The sequence below is a fragment of the Desulfovibrio sp. OH1186_COT-070 genome (genome assembly GCF_003860215.1).
Classification (GTDB): domain Bacteria; phylum Desulfobacterota; class Desulfovibrionia; order Desulfovibrionales; family Desulfovibrionaceae; genus Desulfovibrio.
This window is the reverse complement of the sequence record NZ_RQYH01000006.1, coordinates 100075-120275: the sequence shown is the minus strand read 5'-3', so window position 1 is coordinate 120275 and position 20201 is coordinate 100075. Positions and strand designations below refer to the sequence as shown.

Below are 20201 nucleotides of genomic sequence, written 5' to 3'. Positions count from 1 at the left end.
GATACAGCGAGGGAAAAGCCATGGAAAAAAGCATCAAGATACAGTGCCACAATATCAGCAAGACCTTCATCCAGAAGGGCAAGGTGGAAGTGCCGGTCATCCGCGATGTGAGCCTGGCCGTGCACGAAAACGAGTTTCTGGTCATTCTCGGTCCCGGGCAGAGCGGCAAATCCACGCTGCTGCGCATCATCGCCGGGCTGGAAACGCCGGACAAGGGCTATGCCGCCATGTCCGATGGTCCCATTGTGGGACCGGGGGCTGACCGGGGGCTGGTCTTTCAGGGCTACATGCTTTTTGCCTGGGAAACCGTTTTTGGCAATGTGGAAATGGGGCTCAAGCTGCGCAACGTTCCCAAGGCGGAGCGGCGCGAGATCGCCATGCACTATATTGACCTTGTGGGTTTGTCGGGTTTTGAAAAGCATTATCCCCATCAGCTTTCCGGCGGCATGAAGCAGCGGGTGGGCATTGCGCGGGCTTATGCCAACAGTCCCCAGGTAATGCTGCTGGACGAGCCTTTCGGCCAGTTGGACGCCCAGACGCGCATGTTCATGCAACAGGAAATATCGCGGATCTGGGAACAGGAAAAACGCACCATCATCTTTGTGACCAACAATATTGACGAGGCCCTGTATCTGGGCGACCGCATCGTGCTTATGGAAGGCAAGCTGCCGGGAACCATCAAGGAGGAATTTCCGGTGAACCTGCCACGGCCCAGAGAGCACACGGACATGGAGCTTCTCAGAATGCGCGAGGTCATTACAGACAGAACGGAACTGGTACTCTGATTTTTTCTGCCCCGCGGATTTACGGCGGCTTTGAGGCCAGGCGCGGGCGCAAAGGGGCAGCAGGGGGCGTATGGACGCGGCAACCGTGCATTTTCTTCTTCTTGTCGCCGCTGCTGTGGTGGTCTGGAGTCTTGCGGGGCGTCTGGCCCGGAGAATCAGCGGGCGCGCGGCGGAAGACCGGCAGAAAGAGAATGAGGCTTTGTCCAACGACGCTTTGGAACGCAGGTTGAAGGGACTGTATGCCCGCAGGGCACAATACCGGATCGGAGTGTTTGCGGGCTGCGTGCTGGCTTTGGCGGTATATTTTTCGGGAGGGCACAGGCTGTTGTCTGTGATCTGCATTCTGGGGGCCTGCTGGTGTCAGTATTGCGTGTACAGGCATTCCACCACACAATGCCTGACAGAGCTCATGCGGCGGCGGGCGGGCGGAACCTGCCTGGGCCAAACTCCCGAAAAGCGGCAATGAGAGTGGTGCTCTTGTAACCGGGGAAAGCCGGGCTTTCTCCATATCCGGAGGTTTTTATGAAAAAGCTTCTCCTTTGTGTCGTCGGGCTGTTGGCAGTCGTCCTGTTCGGCGCGGGCGTCTGCCTGGCGGAAAAACCTGTCAAACTGCGTACCGCGTGGATGGACGAGCACGAGACCTTTCTTGTCTGGTACGCGCACGAAAAAGGCTGGGACAAGGAAGAAGGCATTGACCTTGAACTTCTGTACTTTGATTCGGGCATGGCCCAGCTCAATGCCCTGCCCGCGGGCGAATGGGTGCTCTGCGGCACCGGTGCCGTACCGGCCATGATGGGCAATCTGCGTTACGGAACCTACGTCATCGGCATCGGCAACGACGAGTCCATCACCAACGCCGTCATGGTGCGTCCGGACAGCCCCGTGCTCAAGACCAAGGGCTACAATCCGGAGTATCCCGAGGTGTACGGCCACCCCGATGATGTGCGCGGCAAGACCATCCTGGCAACCACCGTGTCTTCTTCGCACTTCGCCCTCAGCCACTGGCTGCGTGTGCTGGGCCTCAAGGACAGCGATGTCGTCATCAAGAACATGGATCAGGCCCAGGCTCTGGCGGCGTTCAGCACCGGCATCGGCGACATGGTTTCTCTGTGGGCCCCGCACATGTATCTTGGCGAGGAAAAGGGCTGGAAGATCGTAGGCATGCCCAAGACCTGCGGCGTGGGCCTGCCCATCAGCCTCATTGCCGACAAGAAGTGGGCTGACGCCAACCCGGATCTTGTCGCCAAATTTCTGCGCGTGTACCTGCGCGCGGTCAACATGATCCAGAACCGCATGAAGACGGATCCCAAGAGCCTTGTGCCCGAATACAAGCGTTTCTTCCTGGAATGGGCGGGCAAGAACTATTCCGACGCCATGGCCCTGAAGGATCTGGAAACCCACCCTGTCTTCAATTACGAGGAGCAGGTGAAGCTGTTTGACGAAGGTATCGCCAAAAAGTGGCATGCGGACATCGCCACATTCTTTGCCGAAGTGGGCCGCATCACCAAGGACGATCTCAAGAAGGTCGGCGAGGCGGACTATGTGACGGATATGTTCCTGAAGAAGGTCAAGACCCCGATTCCCGCCGAATAAACGCACTGCCTTCCGCCCCGCGCACGCGGGGCGGAAGGTCCGTGAGAGCGCCGTATTGTCGGCGCGTCCCGAAAAATTGCCATCTCCATGTCCGGAGGAGGAAACATGCCACAGATCAGCATCAGAAACTATATCAACGGCCAATGGCAGGAAGAAAAAGGCGCGTCCGTTGTACCCCTGTACAACCCCTCCACAGGGGAGCAGATTTCCGTTGTGCCCCAGTCCGGCCCGGAAACCTCCAAACTGGCTGTGGACACGGCGGCCGCCGCCTATCCCGGCTGGCGCGCCCTGTCCATCGGCAGGCGCACGGCCTTCATCCACAAAATGCGCGAAGGCATGCTGCGGCGCAAGGAGGATCTGGCGCAGGCCATTGCCCTGGATCAGGCCAAACATATTTCCGAAGCCAGGGGCGAAGTGCAGCGCGTGGTAGAAATTCTGGAGGCCGCGGCCTGCGCTCCGGCCATGATTCAGGGGCAGACCCTTGATTATATTTCCGGCAACATCAGCGGCAAGGTCGTGCGCGAACCTCTGGGCGTTTTTGGCGGCGTGGCTCCGTTCAACTTTCCCGCCCTGGTTTTCGGCTGGTTCATTCCTTACGCCATTGTTGTCGGCAATACCTTCATTTTCAAGCCTTCGACGCAGTCGCCGTATTTCATGCAGCTCATGGGCGAAATTTTTACGGAAATAGAATTGCCGCCCGGCGTTGTGAACATCATTCACGGCAACAGGGACATTCCCGGCTCCTGGTACGATGATCCGCGCATTGCGGGCGTCTGCCTGGTGGGCTCCACGCCCACGGCCAAAAAAATGGCCGAAGGCTGCGCGCGCCTCTGCAAGCGGTCCATGCTGCTCGGCGGGGCCAAAAACATGCTGGTGGTCATGGAAGACGCGGATATGGACGTTTTTCGCGAGAACTACCTCAATTCCTGCTACGGTTCCGCGGGGCAGCGCTGCCTGGCAGGATCGCTGGTGGCCGCAGTGCCCGAAGTGTACGACAAGGTGGTGGACATCATGGTGGAGTCCGCCGCGAGCATCAAGGTGGGCGATGCCTTTGACCCCGATGTGTACATGGGGCCGCTCATTTCCCGCAAGGCCGTGGATTTTGTGCATGAGTCGCTGGAGGCGGCTCTTGCGCACGGCCAGGGCTGCAAGCTGGTGCTGGACCGCCGCCAGCTCGACCTGCCGGAAAAAAACAGGAACGGATTCTTTGTGGGGCCCATTATCGTCAAGGATCTCACGCCCTGCAACCCGCTGTTCACAACAGAAGTTTTCGGCCCCATTGTGGGAACAATCAAGATTGCGGACATGGACGATGCCCTGGATCTCATCCGCCGGTCCGAATTCGGCAACGGCGCCTGCATTTTCACGCGCAGCCAGTTCTATGCCGAAAAATTCAGCCGCGAGGCGGATGTGGGCATGGTGGGCGTGAATGTGGGCATCTGCGCGCCCCATCCGTACATTCCCTTTGGCGGAATCAAGGGCTCCCTGCTCGGCACCAACAAGGTGCAGGGGCGTGAAGGCTTTGACTTCTTTACCCAGAACAAGGTGACCACCATCCGTACCATTGACCCCCATGCCCAGACAGGCGGCAAACCGGCTGGCAGCAAGGCCGTTCGCTCCTGCGTCGCCTCGTAGGGATTTTTGCACAGTACGAAAGCCCGCTACGGCAATGTTTTTGCCGTAGCGGGCTTTCGTACGCAAGATTTTGTGCATCAGTTCTGCGGCGGGGGGCTGTCCAGGAGCATTTCCAGCACGGCATCGGCCAGCAGGGCCGCTGCCTGGGTAACGCGCGGGGCCAGGGGAGGGGCCTGCAGGATGTCTGTGGTAAAATCGCCCACCAGAACCAGATTTCCCAGGCGGCGTTTGCTCATGGCGGGGCCGCCCCAGCCGCCCATACCCGATGCGCTGGCCACGCGCAGCCCGGCCAGCAGGGCGCCTTCCACCAGCAGGCGCTTGTCTTCCGTTCCGTCCAAAGCTTCGACCCATACGGGGCAGAGAGGCAGAATATGCGGAAGATTGTCGGCTGTCAGGCGCAGGCGGCGGACGTCAAGGTCCAGATCAGGGTCGAGTTCGCGCAACAGTTCGGCCAAGGCGTCCACCTTGGGCTGCCCCACATGGCGGGGCCAGTATTGCTGGCGGTTGAGGTTGGAGGCATCCACCACGTCATCGTCCAGCAGCAGCAGTTTGCCCACGCCGCTGCGAACAAGCATGAGAGCGGCATTGGACCCCAGCCCCCCGGCACCGGCAACGCCTATGCGGACCTGACGCAGGCATTGCAGGTGTTCCTGGCTGAGGTAGCGGGCAAGGCCGTGGCGCAGCACGTTGTCCACGGCGTCAGGCTCCGCTTCCTGCCGGGTCTTCCCAGTCCTTGAGCACAGCCTGATAGCCCAGAGCCGCAAGGTCTGCCACCATCTGTTCCAGGCTGCGCCGGTCAGAGATTTCAAACTGGCCGGGATTGTGCATGTCTTCGGTGGCCCGCCCGCCCACAGCCGTGGAAACGCCTGCGGAAACGCGCGTTACGCCCAGCGGGATCAAATGGTTGCGCATGAAGGCGTTTTCGCGGCTTGAGCAGGTGATGCCTGCGCGCGGCAAAAAGCAGCGCAGGGCAGCCACATACTGCGCCAGCCGACGGTCGTCCACCGTGTGCTGCACGTCAAAGCTGCCTTCATGCGGGCAGATGCGCGGAATGGACACACTCACGTCCACACCGGGATAGCGGCGTTGCAGCCACCAGGCGTGCAGCCCGGCGGCAAAGGCGTCCGCCACAAAATCGTCCAAGCCCAGCAGCGCCCCCAGCCCAATGGAGCGCATGCCGTTTTCTGCGGCGCGCTGCGGCGCGTTGAGACGGAAGGCATAATCGCTCTTGGGGCCTGCCGGGTGCAGCCAGGCGTAGAGTTCGGGCTGGTAGGTCTCCTGAAACATGGTCATGCTGTCCACTCCGGCGCGGACCAGTTGCGCATATTCCTCGCCCGTGAGGGAATAGACTTCAATGCCCACAGAGGCGAAAAGCGGCCGGATGCGGCGGGCCACATCGGCGATATAGGCGGGGGAGGAAATTTTGCGCGCGTCCCCGGTGAGCAGCAGGATGTGCTGAAAACCCCGTGCCGCCAGGCAGCGCGCCTCGGCTTCGGCCTCGTCCACGGAGAGGTGGTGGCGGGGCTGCGTATTTTTGGCGTTGAAGCCGCAGTAGCGGCACTGGTTGGTGCAGATATCGGAAACATAGAGGGGCGTAAAAATGTTCACCGCCCGGCCGAAGAAACGCAGAGTCAGGTCATGGGCGCGGCGGGCCATGGCTTCCAGATGGGCCGAGGCAGCCGGGGAGAGCAGCGCCAGAAAATCTTCCGGCCGCAGGCTGTCTTTGTGCAGCGCGGCCAGCACACTGCTTTCCGTGGCTGACGCTGCAGCTTCCTTGCGCCGCGAGACAGGCCAGTCCCGCAGGACATCCTGAAATGTTTCCATGGCAGCCTCAGTCCAGAAATCCCGTCAGGGGAGAAGACGCGCTGGCACCCTCGGCCACGCCGCGCACGGCTCCCGGTCCGGCGAGCCAGGCTTCGCGCCCTGCGCGTACGGCCTCTCCAAAGGCGCGAGCCATGCGTACAGGCTCGGCGGACGAAGCGATGGCCGTGTTCACGAGGCAGGCGGCAGCGCCCATTTCCATGGCCTCGCAGGCTTCCGAAGGGCGGCCGATGCCCGCGTCCACCACAATGGGCAGGTCGCATTCTTCAAGCAGAATGGCAATCATTTCTCTGGTGCGCAGGCCGCGGTTGGTGCCGATGGGAGCGCCCAGCGGCATGATGGCCGCGGCTCCGGCGCTGGCGCAGTCGCGGGCCACATAGAGGTCGGGATTGATGTAGGGCAGGACGGTGAAGCCCTCTTTTGCCAGAATTTCCGTGGCCTTGGCTGTTGCATAGCCGTCGGGCAGCAGGTGGCGCGTGTCGGAAATGACCTCGATCTTGATCCAGTCGCCGCAGCCCGCGGCGCGCGCCAGCCGTGCAAGACGGACGGCCTCTTCGGCGGTACGCGCTCCGGAGGTATTGGGCAAAAGGCGCATGTGGGGAGGAATGTGCTCCATGACGTCCTGACGGGGCCGTCCGTCCGTGGTTTTGTCTACACGTCGCACAGCCACGGTGATGACCTGGGCGCCGCTGGCTTCGGCTACGGCGGGGATGAAACTGTCCGAAGCGTATTTTCCTGTACCGATAAAAAGGCGGCTTTGCAGCGAAATACCGCCGATGACAAGGGGATCGTGCATGGGATGGTGCCGGAAAGTTGCGGGTTGAAAACGTGCGGCAATGGCCGGAGCCGGGGAGCGTGTGGGACGGCGGGGTTAGCCTCCGCCGACAAAGTGGACGATTTCCAGGCGGTCGCCTGCGTGCAGCAGCGTTGTTTGCCGGGCTTCGTGCGGGACAATCTGCCCGTTGAGCTCCGTGACCACGGTTTGGGCCGTATGCCCCCGCTGGTGCAGCAAGTCCGCCAGACTGGTGTTTTCGGCGCAGGTTTCTGTTTCGCCGTTGACGATGACGTCCATACATTCTCCGCTGCGCCTGGAATGGCGGCAAAAGGCAACTGTCCGAAACAGGCCGGAACGGCTGCGAAAAAGGGATGCGCGGGAAAATTCTTTTCCGCGCGGAGCGCGGGAGGGCGTGCGTTGAGCCGAAAATTTTTCCGCAGGGCAAAGGTAGCCCCGCGTGTGACAAAAGGCAAGAAAAGACTGGAAGGGGAAAGTGTCCGGGGCTCCGGCATTCCGGAGCCACGGACACTTGCGGTGCATGCTTACGCCCGCTTCATTTCATCAATCAGGCCGGAAAGGTTTTGGGCCTGGGCAGAGAGGCCCTGTACGGATTCGGCCGCGCTGCGCATGGCTTCGGCGATCTGGCTCGACATGTCGTTGACAGTGACAATGGTCCGGTTGATCTCTTCGCTGGCCGCGGACTGCTCTTCGCTGGCCGTGGCAATGGCGCGCACCTGGTCGGCCGTGTTTTCGGCATAGGCCACGATGCTGCGCAGGGATTCGCGTGACTGCTCCGTGAATCCGGTGGCTTTTTCCACTGCGGCAAGGGCTTCTTCCATCTTGCTGGCGCTCTGCCCGGCGCTTTCCTGAATGGCGGAAATGGCCTGGCTGACCTCGTTGGTGGAAGCCATGGTTTTTTCGGCCAGCTTGCGCACCTCGTCGGCCACCACGGCGAAGCCTCGCCCGGCCTCGCCCGCGCGGGCCGCCTCAATGGCGGCGTTCAAGGCCAGAAGATTGGTCTGGTCCGCTATGTCGGAAATGACGTTCATGATGCGCCCGATGGCCTGCGTGTGTTCGTTCAGAGTGCCCATGTCCTTCTTGAGTTCAAGAGATACCTGATACGCCTGACCAACGCTTTCCAGGGAGTCCAGCAGAATTTTTTCACCCTCTTCCGCCTTGGCCCGTGTTTCCGCCGAAACCGAGGATGCAGCCGAGGCGTTGCTGGCCACTTCTCGCACGGTGGCATTCATCTCGCCCATGGCAGTGGCAGCCTCAGCCATATGTCGGGCGGCTTCCGCCGAACTGTGGTCGGACTGCTCAATGGCGGACGAAAGTTCTGCGGACCTGGAGGCCACAACGCCTGCCACGGTTTCCAATTGTCCGGCTGCGGCCAGCATGCCTTCGCGTTTGGCGCTCTCGGCGCGGCGCGCGGCGTCCTCGGCCCGGGCTGTGGCTGCGCGGGCTTCTTCGGTGGCCGCCGCGGCCTCGGCGGTTTTTTGCGTGCTTTCGTCAAACAGTTTTCTGAGGTTTTCCCGCATGATGGTCATGTTGCGGACCAGGCGGCCGACTTCATCGGAGCGTAGGCCGTCTTTGTCCAGGGCCGCGGCTATTTCCTGCGGAGTGTCCAGATGCCCCCCGGCCATGTGCTCGGCAAAGGCCGCGCTGTCGCGTATGGCGGTGGAGACATTGCGGGAGAAAAGGAGAATGATCACGGCCACGGCCACGGCGCATACGGCAAAGATCAGGATGCTGCCGCGTATCAGGGCACTTACCGGGGAGAGCATTTCCTCGGTATCCAGCGAAAGAACCATGATCCAGTCGGTGTGGGGAATTTCGGTGAAGAAGGCTTCCTTCTCCTGCCCCTTCCACTGGTAGTGCAGGGAGCCGGTGCGCTGTTGGGTCATCTGGCGCACCCAGTCCAGCCCGCGATCGTCATCGCCGATATAGTCCTTGTTGGGGTGCAGCAGCAGAAGGCCCTCGCCGCTGTAGACCATGCCGTAACCCTTCTGGCCGATCCTGATGCTGTCCACGTTTTTTGTGCTGATCTCCTCAAGGTCCAGGGTCGTGTACAGCACGCCCGCAGCCTTGCCTTTGTCCAGCACAGGCGCGGACAGGATAAAGGCGCTCTTTCCGGTGCTCCGGGAAACGACAGCCTGCGCGCCCGGCTTGCCCGCCATGGACTGCTTGTAGTACTCGCGGTCACTCATGCTTGCGCCGAGCAGCTTGGGATTGGTATGGGCGACAACCCGGCCCGAGGCATCGGTGAGTCCCACATTCGCGAAATCCGGAAAATCCGCCTTCAGATCGTCCAATGCCTTTTGCGCGGCGGGCAGGTCGGCCTGGGCCTCTTCGGGGGTCTCGGCCTTGAGAAAGCGCAAAATGCGGGTACTGCGCGCGGTGTTGGACGTGATTTCATGCAGCAGTTTTGCGTGATTGCCCATTTGGACGGCCTGGGCGGAGACCATCAGGGTGCTGTCGGACACGATTTTCTGCCTCAGGATGGTGGAGGCGGAATTGTAGCTGAACCAGGACAGCGCCCCCAGCCCGATCATGACCGGAACCAGGATGAAAAGCAGCATTTTCCCCATCAGGCCAAGTTTCATGGCGTACCTCTTGTTTTTGTCGAGAATGTGGTGATTCATGCGCGAAAGCTGCGCTGCTTCAGCCTGATCGGCTCTTTCTCCGAAGTCTTTATGGCACGGCAAAAAAATATCGGCGCAAGGCCAACCTCCGGCGGACACGGTATACACCGGACGCCGGCGGAAGTACATATTCGTCCCTGCCGCCGCGAAACCGCTTTCTCGCATGCGGGATACGGCTTGCGGATGCCGCCTTGCTGGCGTACAAAGCCGACCATGAAATCTCATCCGGACATTGTTGTGCTGTTCTCCGGTGGGCTGGACAGCATTCTTGCGGCCAAGGTTCTGGAAGGGCAAGGGCTTTCCGTGCGCTGCCTGCACTGCACATCGCCTTTTTTCGGCGCGCCCGAGGCCGTGGACTCCTGGAAGGCCCTGTACGGCTTGGATGTGGTGGTTCGCGATGTGGGCGAGGATTTTGCGGCGATGCTGCGCGCGCGCCCTGCGCACGGCTTCGGCAAGGCGCTCAACCCCTGCGTGGACTGCAAGATTTTGCTGCTGCGCAAGGCGCGGCTCTATATGGAAGAACAGGGCGCAAAAGCTTTGGCCACGGGCGAAGTGCTGGGGCAGAGGCCCATGTCCCAGCGGCGTGATGCCCTGCATGTGATCACGCGCGAGGCAGGCGTGGGAGATGTGCTGCTGCGCCCTTTGTGCGCCCTGCACCTGCCGCCCACAGGCGTGGAGCAGAGCGGCCTTGTGGACCGCTCCCGCCTGCTGGGCATGTGGGGGCGGGGGCGCAGTGCCCAACTGGAACTGGCTCGTGAATATGGCCTTGCGGACACTCCGACTCCGGGCGGGGGTTGCCGCCTGACCGAACGCGAGAACGCCCGCCGTTACTGGCAGGTGCTCACGCGGCTTTCCCGCCCCCATGCCGGAGATTTTGCCTTGGCCAATATGGGACGCCAATTCTGGCACTGCGCGAACGCTGCCCACTACTGGCTCTGCGTGGGGCGCAACAGCGCGGACAACGAGCGGCTGGCCCGCGCCGCCGGGCCGGAGGATGCCCTGCTGCGCCTGCGCGACATGCCGGGGCCGCTGGCGCTGGCGCGGGGGGGGGCGCTGTGGCCGGAGGAAGTTTTGCGCTCCGCGGCGGGCATGGCGGCTTCGTATGCGCCGAAGGCTGTGGCGGCAGGCACGGTGCATGTTCACATGCGGCGGGGAGAGGAGGTCGAGGATGCGGAGGTTCTTCCCGCACGGCGTTCCGACATCTGGGGGGAGCCTGCCTGGGAGGAAGTCAGAAGCCAGATCCGGGCCGAGGCCAGAGAGCGTGCCGCCCGGGCAGGGCGGAAGTAGGGGGCTTTTTTTCGAGTGTCCGCAGTTGCCGCCGGAATGTCTTTACAAAATGGCTTTGAGCAGATATGCTCCGAGCTTTATGGTCATGACGCGCACCACTGTCTGTACGGCATTGGCGGAGGTTTTGTATGAACCACACGGATATGGAATATTTTCGCAAGCTCCTCACCGAAATGCTGGAAGAAGCCCAGCAGAAGGGAGACAGCACACTTGAGGAACTGACCGACAGCAATGAGGTTTTTGCCGATCCGGCGGACCGCGCCACTGCGGAATCGGACCGGGCCTTCACCCTGCGCATCCGTGACCGCGAAAGGCGGCTGATCCGCAAAATCCAGGCTGCCCTGACACGCATTGACGACGGCACATACGGCGTTTGCGAAGACTGCGGGGACGATATCGGCGTTCCGCGCCTCAAGGCCCGCCCCGTGACGCGCCTGTGCATCAACTGCAAGGCCAGGCAGGAGGCCGACGAGCATCTGCGCGGCGACTAGGCGGCCCCGGCCGCGCCGCACGCCTCCAGCGCCGCGCCCCGCCGATTTCTGCCTTTTTGCGTGCGGGGCTTTGGGGACGCGCCCATGGACGCCCATCTTTTCCGCTCCTTCTGCCGTGCCGCCTGCCCCCTGCTTGCGGGTGCGCGGCTGGAGAAAATCCGCGAGCCGCTTTCCGGCCTGCTGGCCCTGACATTCCGCAAGGCCGGGGAAAAACGCCAATTTCTCCTCCATCCCGGCCGCAAAGACCCTTTCTGCTTTTTTTCATCGGCCCGCCTCAATGCGGGCCGCACTCCCTCCGCCGCAGTCATGCGGCTGCGCAAGTACGCTGCCGGGCGCAAGATCGCGGCCTGCGTGCCGCACGATTTCGGGCGCAGGCTGTGGCTGCTGCTTGAGGGCGGCCCTGCCGTTCCGCCGGAGCAGGCCGGGGCAGAGCCTCTCCTGGTCTGGCTTCTGCTGGATCTGCGCGAAGGGGCATCCCTGCATTTTCTGGAAGAGTCCCGCTGCCCGCAGGAAGAACAAGTCCGCTGGCCGGAGCCGGAGCATCTGGCGCAGGCCCTGGATTTTTGGCGCGACTGGCCTGTGCTGACTCCGGCTCTACGGCGCACCCTGCTCCATCTGGAAGAAGCGGAGCAATGGGCCCTGCTGGAAGATCTGCGCCTCGGCGGAGGGGATGTGTTCTCCTACCACCTTGAGGTGCAGGGCACCTTGCGGGAGGAAGGCCCAGGCCCCGTCAGGGCAATTTTTTGCTGGCCCCTGCCCGGCAAAGCGCAGCAGGCATTGTTGGATAGGGTCGGGGAGGGCACGCGCATACGGGAAATACATGGGCAGGACGTTCTGGCCCTGACGGAAAGAGCCGGGCAAGATCTTGTGCTGGCGCGTCTGGCCGCCGATGCGGCCAGAGATGCGGCGCGTCCGCTGGGCAGGCGGCGGCGCAAGCTGGAGCGTTTGCTGCACAAGCTTGCGGAAGAAGAAGCCCGTCTTGAGGGCATGCTGGCCGGACAGGCCGACGGGCTGGCCCTGCAATCCGAACTCTGGCGCTGTCCTGCGGATTTTCGGGCAGAGAGCGTGCGCGTGGGGCAGGCAAACGGCCTGCCGGAGCGGGAAATCGCACTGGACCAGCGCCTGACGGTGCGCCAGTGCATGCTGCGTTTTTTTCATCAGGCCCGCAGGGGGCGGCGCGGGCTGGAATGTCTGCGACAGCGGCGCGCCCTGCTGAAAAACGAACTGGCGGCTCTGGAAGGTGCGCTGCCTGCGGGACCTGCCGTGCTCCCCGGAGGCGGAGGCTCCTCCCGGCCCGCAGAGCACGGCGAGGCAGTCTGGACTTTGCCGCGCGGCGTGCAGGCTTTTGCGAGTTCCGACGGTTTTGTGCTCCTGCGCGGGCGTGACTCCGGGGGCAACCGCACTGTCCGCAGGCTGGCCGCACCCCACGATATCTGGCTGCATGTGGAAAACGGCCCCGGAGCGCATGTGGTCATTCGCCGGGCACACGGCGCGCAGGAGGTACCTGTGCGCACGCTGGACGAGGCCGGTTGTCTGGCTGCCTGCAAAAGCTGGCAGAAGGACGCGGCCCGCGCCCGCGTCCAGTATGCCGAGGCGCGTCATGTGCGTGCCCTGCGCAACGCTCCCGCAGGGACAGTGCGTATCGACAAAACCCTTTTTTCGCGCGAGGTTTTTGTGGATGCTTCTCTGGAGGAAAAGCTGGCGCAAAAAATACCCGAAAGAAGTGACGAAAAAAAATGAAGAAAAATTTTTTCTCCCGTACGCTTTTTTGACTGTTCAAACAAACAATTCTGGGGTATGGTCACAGCAATTCCGGAGAAACTCCGGGTTTTTTCCTGCCCGGAGTCTGGCGCTTTTTTGTGGACGGGCGCAGACGTTCTGGGATAGGATTTTCACAAAAGGTTTCCCGGCGCATCCGCAGTTGTGAACCCCGAAAATCCGGTGTTCACGGGCCGGACGCGCCGCTCCGGTTTTGAAATTCCGCGGGGCAAGGCGCCCCGAAAGCAACAGTGCCCGCCTGCTTTGCAGGGGCACAAGGAGGTTCAGATGGCTCACATGAAAACCATGGACGGCAATAACGCCGCGGCGTACATTGCCTATGCCCTGTCGGAAACGGCAGCCATTTATCCCATCACGCCCTCGTCGGTCATGGGCGAAGTCATGGACGAAATGGCTGCCAAAGGCGTCAAGAACCTGCTGGGGCAGACCGTCATCGTGCGGGAAATGCAGTCCGAGGCCGGTGCGGCGGGCGTTGTGCACGGCATGCTTGCCGGAGGCACGCTCACTTCCACCTATACGGCGTCCCAGGGCCTTTTGCTGATGATCCCCAACATGTACAAAATCGCCGGTGAATTGCTCCCCGGCGTTTTTCATGTGGCGGCCCGCGCGCTGGCCTCCCATGCCCTGTCCATTTTCGGCGATCATCAGGACGTCATGGCCGCGCGCCAGACGGGCTTCTGCTTTTTGGCTTCCGCTTCGGTGCAGGAGTGTATGGATCTGGCGCTGGTGGCCCACTTGTCGGCCATTGATGCCAGCCTGCCGTTCTGCCACTTCTTCGACGGCTTCCGCACGTCCCACGAAGTGCAGAAGATCGAAGTCATCGACTATGAAGACATCAAGCCTCTGGTGGACTGGGAAAAAGTGGCCGAATTCCGCGCCATGGCCATGAATCCCGAGCATCCCCATGTGCGGGGCACTGCCCAGAACCCCGACATCTATTTCCAGAACCGCGAGGCGGCCAACCTTTATTACGACGCCGTGCCCGGCATCGTGATGAAGAACATGAAAAAGGTCGAGGCGCTCACCGGCCGCAAGTACCACCTCTTCGACTATGTGGGCCACCCCGAGGCCGACCGCGTTGTGATTTCCATGGGGTCAAGCTGTGACGTCATCGAGGAAACGGTCAATTACCTCAACGCCAAGGGCCAGCGCGTGGGTCTGGTCAAGGTGCGGCTGTTCCGCCCCTTCTCCACCGAGCATTTGCTGCGCGTTCTTCCCGCCACGGTTTCCACCATCACCGTGCTTGACCGCACCAAGGAAAGCGGCGCGCTGGGCGATCCCCTGTATCAGGATGTCTGCACGGCCTTCCTTGAAAAGGGTGAGGCCCCCACGCTGGTGGGCGGCCGCTACGGCCTGGGCTCCAAGGACTTTACGCCGGGCATGGCCAAGGCCGTGTTCGACAACATGCTGGCCCTGCAACCCAGAAACCACTTCACCGTGGGCATTACCGACGATGTGACCCACCTTTCCCTGGATGTGGAAGAAGAGGTGGACACCGTCCCCGCGGGCACCGTGCAGTGCAAGTTCTTCGGCCTCGGCGCCGACGGCACCGTGGGCGCCAACAAGCAGGCCATCAAGATCATCGGCGACAATACCGACCTGTATGCCCAGGCCTACTTTGCCTACGATTCCAAGAAATCCGGCGGCTTTACCGTTTCGCACCTGCGTTTTGGCAAAGAGCCCATCAAGTCCTCCTATCTTGTGACCAGGGCTGACTATGTGGCCTGCCACAAGTCCGCCTATGTGACGCAGTACGATATTCTTGAGGGCATCAAGGACGGCGGCACCTTTGTGCTCAATTCCAACTGGTCCCTGGCCGACATGGAAAAGCATCTGCCCGCCGCCATGAAGCGCGTCATCGCCCGCAAGAAGCTCAAGTTCTACAATGTGGACGCGGTCAAGGTGGCTCAGGAGGTGGGCCTTGGCGGCCGCATCAACATGATCATGCAGACCGCCTTCTTCAAACTGGCCAATGTGCTGGACTTTGAAAAAGCGGTGGCCCTGCTCAAGGAGTCCATCAAAAAGACCTACGGCAACAAGGGCGACAAAATCGTCAACATGAACATTGCCGCTGTGGACAAGGGCATGTCCGCTCTGGAAAAGATCGACTATCCCGCTGCCTGGGAAAATGCCACGGAAGGCGCGCAAACCTGCCACTGCGGCGACGACGAATACATCCGCAGCGTGGTGCGTCCCATTCTGGCGCAGCAGGGCGACAAACTGCCTGTTTCCGCCATGGATCCGGCGGGCTTCATGCCTCTGGGCACGGCGGCCTGCGAGAAGCGCGGTGTGGCCATTGACCTGCCGGAGTGGCAGCCCGAAAACTGCATCCAGTGCTGCCAGTGCTCCTTTGTCTGCCCGCACGCCGCCATCCGTCCGGTGCTGGCCAGCGAGGCGGAGTTGGAGGGCGCTCCCGCATCCTTTGTCACCCGTCCGGCCACGGGCAAGGAACTCAAGGGGCTCAAACTCCGCATCCAGGTCTATCCCGAAGATTGCCTGGGCTGCGGTTCCTGTGCCGAGGTCTGCCCGGCCAAGGTCAAGGCCCTGGTCATGAAGCCGCAGGAAAGCCAGATGGAGGCCCAAAAGGCCAATCTGGCCTTTGCCGAGGAAAATATCAGCCTCAAGGACGACCTCCTGCCCCGCGAAACCGTGAAAGGCTCGCAATTCCAGCAGCCCCTGTGCGAGTTCTCGGGCGCCTGCGCCGGCTGCGGCGAAACTCCCTACGTCAAGGTGCTCACCCAGTTGTTCGGCGAGCGCATGCTCATTGCCAATGCCACGGGCTGCTCCTCCATCTGGGGAGCGTCTTCGCCCACCACGCCGTACTGCACCAACAAGGACGGCTTTGGTCCGGCCTGGGGCAACTCGCTTTTTGAAGACGCCGCCGAATACGGCTGCGGCATGGCGCTTGCCTATGTGCACCGCCGCAACGGCCTGGCTTTGGCAGTGGAAAAAGCTCTGAAGGACGAAAGCGCCTCTCCCGCCCTGAAAGAAGCCCTGCAGGGCTGGCTGGACAACAAGGACGATGCTGTTGCTTCCCGGAAGTACGGGGAGATGGTGCTGGCCAATCTGGACGGCTTTGAAAACCATGCGCTGCTCCACCAGCTCTGGGAGAGCGAAGACCTGTATACCAAGAAGAGCGTCTGGATCTTTGGCGGCGACGGCTGGGGATACGACATCGGCTACGGCGGCCTGGACCATGTGCTGGCCTGCGGCGATGACATCAATGTGCTGCTCATGGATACCGAAGTGTATTCCAATACCGGCGGTCAGGCCTCCAAGGCCACGCCTCTGGGCGCGGTGGCGCAGTTTTCCGCAGCGGGCAAGCGCACCGGCAAGAAAGATCTGGGGCGCATGGCCATGACCTACGGTTACGTGTATGTTGCTTCCGTGTCCATGGGTGCGGACAAGCAGCAGATGCTCAAGGCCTTCCGCGAGGCCGAGGCCTACAAGGGACCTTCGCTGATCATCGCCTACGCTCCCTGCATCAACCAGGGGCTGCGCAAGGGCATGGGCAGAAGCCAGGAAGAAGCCAAGCTGGCCGTGCAGACCGGCTACTGGCCCCTGTACCGTTACAACCCCGAGCTGGCCAGCGAAAAGAAAAATCCCTTCCAACTGGACTGCAAGGCGCCTTCGGTGGACATTCAGGAATTCCTGCGGGACGAAGTGCGCTTCGCCTCTCTGGAAAAGAAGGACCCTGAAGCTTCCCGGCGTCTGCGCGAGGAACTGGCGCGGGCCTATGCCGAGCGTTACGCCATGTTCCGGCAGTTGGCGGACCTTCCCTTCCCTGATCCCGAAAACCTCAAGTAAGACCATACCGGGCACGGCCCCCGCAAGGGGGCCGTGCCCGCGCCGGGCCGCAGAGCCGCGCCGCGAGAAAGGCAATGTTGCCGCGGCGCGCTTCATGTTTTGTCGAACCGCAGCGCAAAGAAGGAAAAGCCATGTACAACGGCCTCTATATCACAGCGACAGGCCCCATGTCGGGCAAGAGCTCCATTGCGTTGGGAGCCATGCAGCTTCTTAGCCGCAGCAGGCGCAAGGTGGCTTTTTTCCGTCCCATCATCAACGAGCCGGTGTGGGACGACCGCGACCCTGATATCCATCTGATCCTCGAGCACTTCAAGATCAGGATGGACTATGCGGACGCCTTTGCCTACACCCACCACGAGGCGCGTCAGATCATCAACAGCGGCTCACGTAATGTACTTCTGGAAAACATCATCAGGAAGTACAAAAAGCTCTTGGAAACATTTGACTTTGTTCTCTGTGTGGGCACGGATTTTCTGGGCAAGGACCCGGTATTCGAGTTCGAACTCAATGCCGAGATCGCCGCCAATCTCGGCTGCCCCATCCTGCTGGTTGTCAGCGGGTACGAAACCAGCGCCGAAGACATTCACGATTCCCTGCAAGTCACCATGGAGGGGCTCAAGCCCTACGGGCTGGATGTGGTGGCCTCCATCATCAACCGCCGCAGCCTTACCCAGAGCGAACTGGACGATCTGCGCAACCATTTCAGCACCGAGGAGCGCCGCGCCCTCATCTATTCCGTGCCCAACGAGCCGGCCATCGGTCAGCCCACCATGGCCGATGTCCAGAAAGGTTTGAACGCCAAGGTGCTCTTTGGCGAAAAACGCCTGGACGCTCTGGTGGGGGACTACCTCATCGCAGCCATGCATGTGGACAATATTCTGGGCTATATCGACAAGGATCAACTTCTGGTCACACCCGGTGATCGCAGCGATGTTCTGCTGGCCGCCATCGCGTCGCGCCTGTCGTCCTCCACGCCGGACATTGCCGGTGTGCTGCTCACCGGCGGTCTGGAACCGCCGGAAGTTGTGTGCAAATTCATTGAGGGCTGGACAGGCTCGCCCCTGCCCATCCTGCTTACCGAGCACCATACCTACAAGGCCATCATGGCCCTGCAGGAGGTTTATGGGTTCATCGAACCCGGCGACTCGCGCAAGGTCAACAGCGCACTGGGCCTGTTTGAGCAGTACGTCAACGGCAAGGAAATCGAGAACCGCATCGGGGGGCAGCGCAGCATGCGCATCACGCCCATGATGTTTGAATTTGAACTTATCGAGCGCGCCAAAAGTCGCAAGATGCGCATTGTTCTGGCCGAAGGGCTTGACGAGCGCATTCTGCGCGCCACGGACATTCTGCTGCGCCGCGATGTGGCCGAGATCATACTGCTGGGCAATGTGGAGGAAATCCGCGCCAGAGCCAATGCCCTGGGGCTGGACATAGGCCAGGCAAGAATCATTGATCCCGTGCACTCGGAGCTTTTCGAGAAGTACGTTGCCTCCTACCACGAACTGCGCAAGAAGAAGGGCATCACGCCGGAGCAGGCCCGCGACACCATGAGTGATGCTACCTATTTTGCCAGCATGATGGTCAAGATGGACGATGCCGACGGCATGGTTTCCGGCGCGGTCAACACCACGGCCCACACCATCCGTCCGGCTTTCGAGTTCATCAAGGCCAAGCCGGGTTTCTCCGTGGTTTCCTCGGTCTTTCTCATGTGCCTCAAGGACCGTGTGCTGGTGTTCGGCGACTGCGCGGTGAACCCCAATCCCACGGCGCAGCAGCTTGCCGAAATTGCCGTGGCCTCGGCCTATACGGCGCGGGTCTTCGGCATCGAGCCGCGGGTGGCCATGCTTTCATACTCCACGGGCACGTCCGGCAAGGGCGCGGATGTGGATATTGTGGTGGAAGCCACAAAAATAGCCCAGGAAATGGATCCGGAGCTGGATCTGGAAGGTCCCCTGCAATACGACGCCGCCATTGATCCCGGCGTGGCCAAGACCAAAATGCCCGACAGCAAGGTGGCCGGAAGAGCCACGGTCTTCATCTTCCCCGATCTGAACACGGGCAACAATACCTACAAGGCCGTGCAGCGCGCCGCCGGAGCCGTGGCCATCGGCCCTGTGCTTCAGGGGCTGAACAAGCCGGTCAACGATCTTTCGCGCGGCTGCACTGTTCCCGATATTGTCAACACCGTGGCCATCACGGCGGTGCAGGCCGCCGCAGAAAAAGATGCGGGCAGATAGCCGCGCGGCATCTGCCCCAAGGCTGCACAGCAAAAAAGGAAATCTGTCATGAAAATTCTGGTCATCAATGCCGGTTCCTCCTCCTGCAAATACCAACTGCTGGAGATGGAAAACAGCCAGGTTCTCTGCTCCGGTCTGGCGGAGCGTATCGGGCAGGGGCAGGGCCGTCTCACGCACAAGATCGCGCCCGATACGGAGCGCGAAGAAAAAATCGTGCGCGAAGCGGCTTTTCCCACCCATGTGGAGGCCATGGAACTGGTGATCTCCCTGCTTACCGATAGCGCCAAGGGCGTTATCCGCGACAAGTCCGAAATTGCGGGCATCGGGCACCGCGTGCTGCACGGCGGCGAGGCCGTGACGGACCCGGTGCTGGTGGACGAAAAGGTCAAGCAGATCATCAGGGATTGCGCTGTGCTCGGGCCTTTGCACAATCCGGCCAACCTGATGGGCATTGAAGTGGCGCAAAAGCTTTTTGCGGGCGTTCCCAATGTGGCCGTGTTTGATACGGAGTTCGGCATGGGCATGCCCAAGGAAGCCTTCATGTACGCGCTGCCCTGCGAACTGTATGAGGAACTTCGCATCCGCCGCTACGGCTTCCACGGCACATCGCACAAGTATATTGCACGCAAGACTGCGGAGTTTTTGAAAAAGCCTCTTTCCCAGCTGCGTTCCATCACCATGCATCTGGGCAACGGCTCGTCCATGAGCTGCGTGCGCGATGGCAAGTGCTTTGACACGAGCATGGGCCTCACGCCTCTGGAAGGCCTGATCATGGGCACGCGCTGCGGCAGCATTGACCCGGCCATTGTGCCCTTTGTCATGGAAAAGAAGGGCCTTTCCCCGCGGGAGATGGACACGCTCATGAACAAGCAGTCCGGTCTTTTGGGCCTTTGTGGTTATACCGACATGCGCGACGTGCATGCCCAGGTGGAAAAAGGCAACGAGCGCGCCAAGCTGGCTCTGGACATGCTGGTGCGCAGCATCAGGAAGATCTTGGGCAGCTATGTGTTTTTGCTGGAGGGCAGGGTGGACGCTCTGGTCTTCACCGCGGGCATCGGCGAAAACGACGACATTGTGCGGGCTGAAGTCTGCCGGGGGCTCGAAAAGCTCGGCATCTGCCTGGACACGCAGGAAAACGCCACCCGCAAGCCCGGCGCGCGGGCCATTTCCACACCGGACAGCAACATTCCCGTGCTGGTTCTCCCCACCAACGAGGAATTGCAGATCGCCCAGGCCACGGTGGAGGTTCTGGGCGCATCACGGGGCTGAAACCAGCCTTGAGTCAAAAGACAATCCGGCGGCAAGCGCATGCTTGCCGCCGGATTGTCTTTTGTGTGCGGCCAGGC

General features: G+C 61.5%; 15 protein-coding genes. 10 read left to right on the top strand and 5 right to left on the bottom strand.

Annotation, left to right across the window (positions count from 1 at the left end; genetic code table 11):
* The first annotated feature begins 20 nt into the window (after positions 1–20).
* The 4 genes from EII23_RS03625 (at position 21) to EII23_RS03610 (ending at position 4013) form a co-directional block, all read left to right on the top strand.
* A complete protein-coding gene (locus EII23_RS03625) occupies positions 21–785 on the top strand; it encodes an ABC transporter ATP-binding protein (protein ID WP_124792027.1) in 765 nt (254 codons plus the stop codon).
* Between the two features lie 70 nt (positions 786–855).
* On the top strand, positions 856–1251 hold the full coding sequence (locus tag EII23_RS03620; RefSeq protein ID WP_124792026.1) for a hypothetical protein: 396 nt from the start codon (positions 856–858) through the stop codon (positions 1249–1251).
* Positions 1252–1307: 56 nt separating this feature from the next.
* Entirely contained in the window at positions 1308–2378 is a 1071-nt protein-coding gene (locus EII23_RS03615) for an ABC transporter substrate-binding protein (protein ID WP_124792025.1), read from the top strand.
* Positions 2379–2483: 105 nt separating this feature from the next.
* On the top strand, positions 2484–4013 hold the full coding sequence (locus tag EII23_RS03610; protein WP_124792024.1) for an aldehyde dehydrogenase family protein: 1530 nt from the start codon (positions 2484–2486) through the stop codon (positions 4011–4013).
* 77 nt (positions 4014–4090) lie between these two features.
* Here EII23_RS03610 and thiF read toward each other — a convergent pair whose 3' ends face one another.
* From thiF to EII23_RS03585, 5 genes are all read right to left on the bottom strand, one after another.
* Positions 4091–4708: a sulfur carrier protein ThiS adenylyltransferase ThiF gene (thiF, locus tag EII23_RS03605; protein ID WP_124792023.1), complete on the bottom strand. Its 618-nt coding sequence runs from the start codon at positions 4706–4708 to the stop codon at positions 4091–4093.
* 4 nt (positions 4709–4712) lie between these two features.
* Positions 4713–5837 carry a 2-iminoacetate synthase ThiH gene (thiH, locus tag EII23_RS03600; protein ID WP_124792022.1) on the bottom strand — a complete coding sequence of 375 codons (1125 nt, stop codon included), beginning with the start codon at positions 5835–5837 and terminating at the stop codon, positions 4713–4715.
* A gap of 7 nt (positions 5838–5844) precedes the next feature.
* A complete protein-coding gene (locus tag EII23_RS03595; RefSeq protein WP_124792021.1) occupies positions 5845–6630 on the bottom strand; it encodes a thiazole synthase in 786 nt (261 codons plus the stop codon).
* Positions 6631–6705: 75 nt separating this feature from the next.
* A complete protein-coding gene (gene thiS, locus EII23_RS03590; protein WP_124792020.1) occupies positions 6706–6906 on the bottom strand; it encodes a sulfur carrier protein ThiS in 201 nt (66 codons plus the stop codon).
* 245 nt (positions 6907–7151) lie between these two features.
* Positions 7152–9212 (bottom strand): methyl-accepting chemotaxis protein, encoded by a 2061-nt coding sequence (locus EII23_RS03585; RefSeq protein ID WP_124792045.1) that lies wholly within the window; start codon positions 9210–9212, stop codon positions 7152–7154.
* A 252-nt stretch (positions 9213–9464) separates the two neighbouring features.
* Here EII23_RS03585 and EII23_RS03580 point away from each other — a divergent pair, with 252 nt between their 5' ends.
* The 6 genes from EII23_RS03580 to EII23_RS03555 all read left to right on the top strand — a co-directional run bounded on the left by EII23_RS03580 (position 9465) and on the right by EII23_RS03555 (position 20124).
* The gene (locus EII23_RS03580) at positions 9465–10538 is read left to right on the top strand and encodes a DUF814 domain-containing protein (RefSeq protein ID WP_124792019.1); all 1074 of its coding nucleotides are present in this window, start codon (positions 9465–9467) and stop codon (positions 10536–10538) included.
* 128 nt (positions 10539–10666) lie between these two features.
* Positions 10667–11029 carry an RNA polymerase-binding protein DksA gene (gene dksA / locus EII23_RS03575; RefSeq protein WP_124792018.1) on the top strand — a complete coding sequence of 121 codons (363 nt, stop codon included), beginning with the start codon at positions 10667–10669 and terminating at the stop codon, positions 11027–11029.
* Positions 11030–11113: 84 nt separating this feature from the next.
* A complete protein-coding gene (locus EII23_RS03570; RefSeq protein ID WP_124792017.1) occupies positions 11114–12769 on the top strand; it encodes an NFACT RNA binding domain-containing protein in 1656 nt (551 codons plus the stop codon).
* A 306-nt stretch (positions 12770–13075) separates the two neighbouring features.
* Positions 13076–16615 (top strand): pyruvate:ferredoxin (flavodoxin) oxidoreductase, encoded by a 3540-nt coding sequence (nifJ, locus tag EII23_RS03565; RefSeq protein ID WP_124792016.1) that lies wholly within the window; start codon positions 13076–13078, stop codon positions 16613–16615.
* A 131-nt stretch (positions 16616–16746) separates the two neighbouring features.
* Entirely contained in the window at positions 16747–18855 is a 2109-nt protein-coding gene (gene pta / locus EII23_RS03560; protein ID WP_124792015.1) for a phosphate acetyltransferase, read from the top strand.
* A 48-nt stretch (positions 18856–18903) separates the two neighbouring features.
* Positions 18904–20124 (top strand): acetate kinase, encoded by a 1221-nt coding sequence (locus tag EII23_RS03555; protein ID WP_124792014.1) that lies wholly within the window; start codon positions 18904–18906, stop codon positions 20122–20124.
* Positions 20125–20201: the final 77 nt, after the last annotated feature.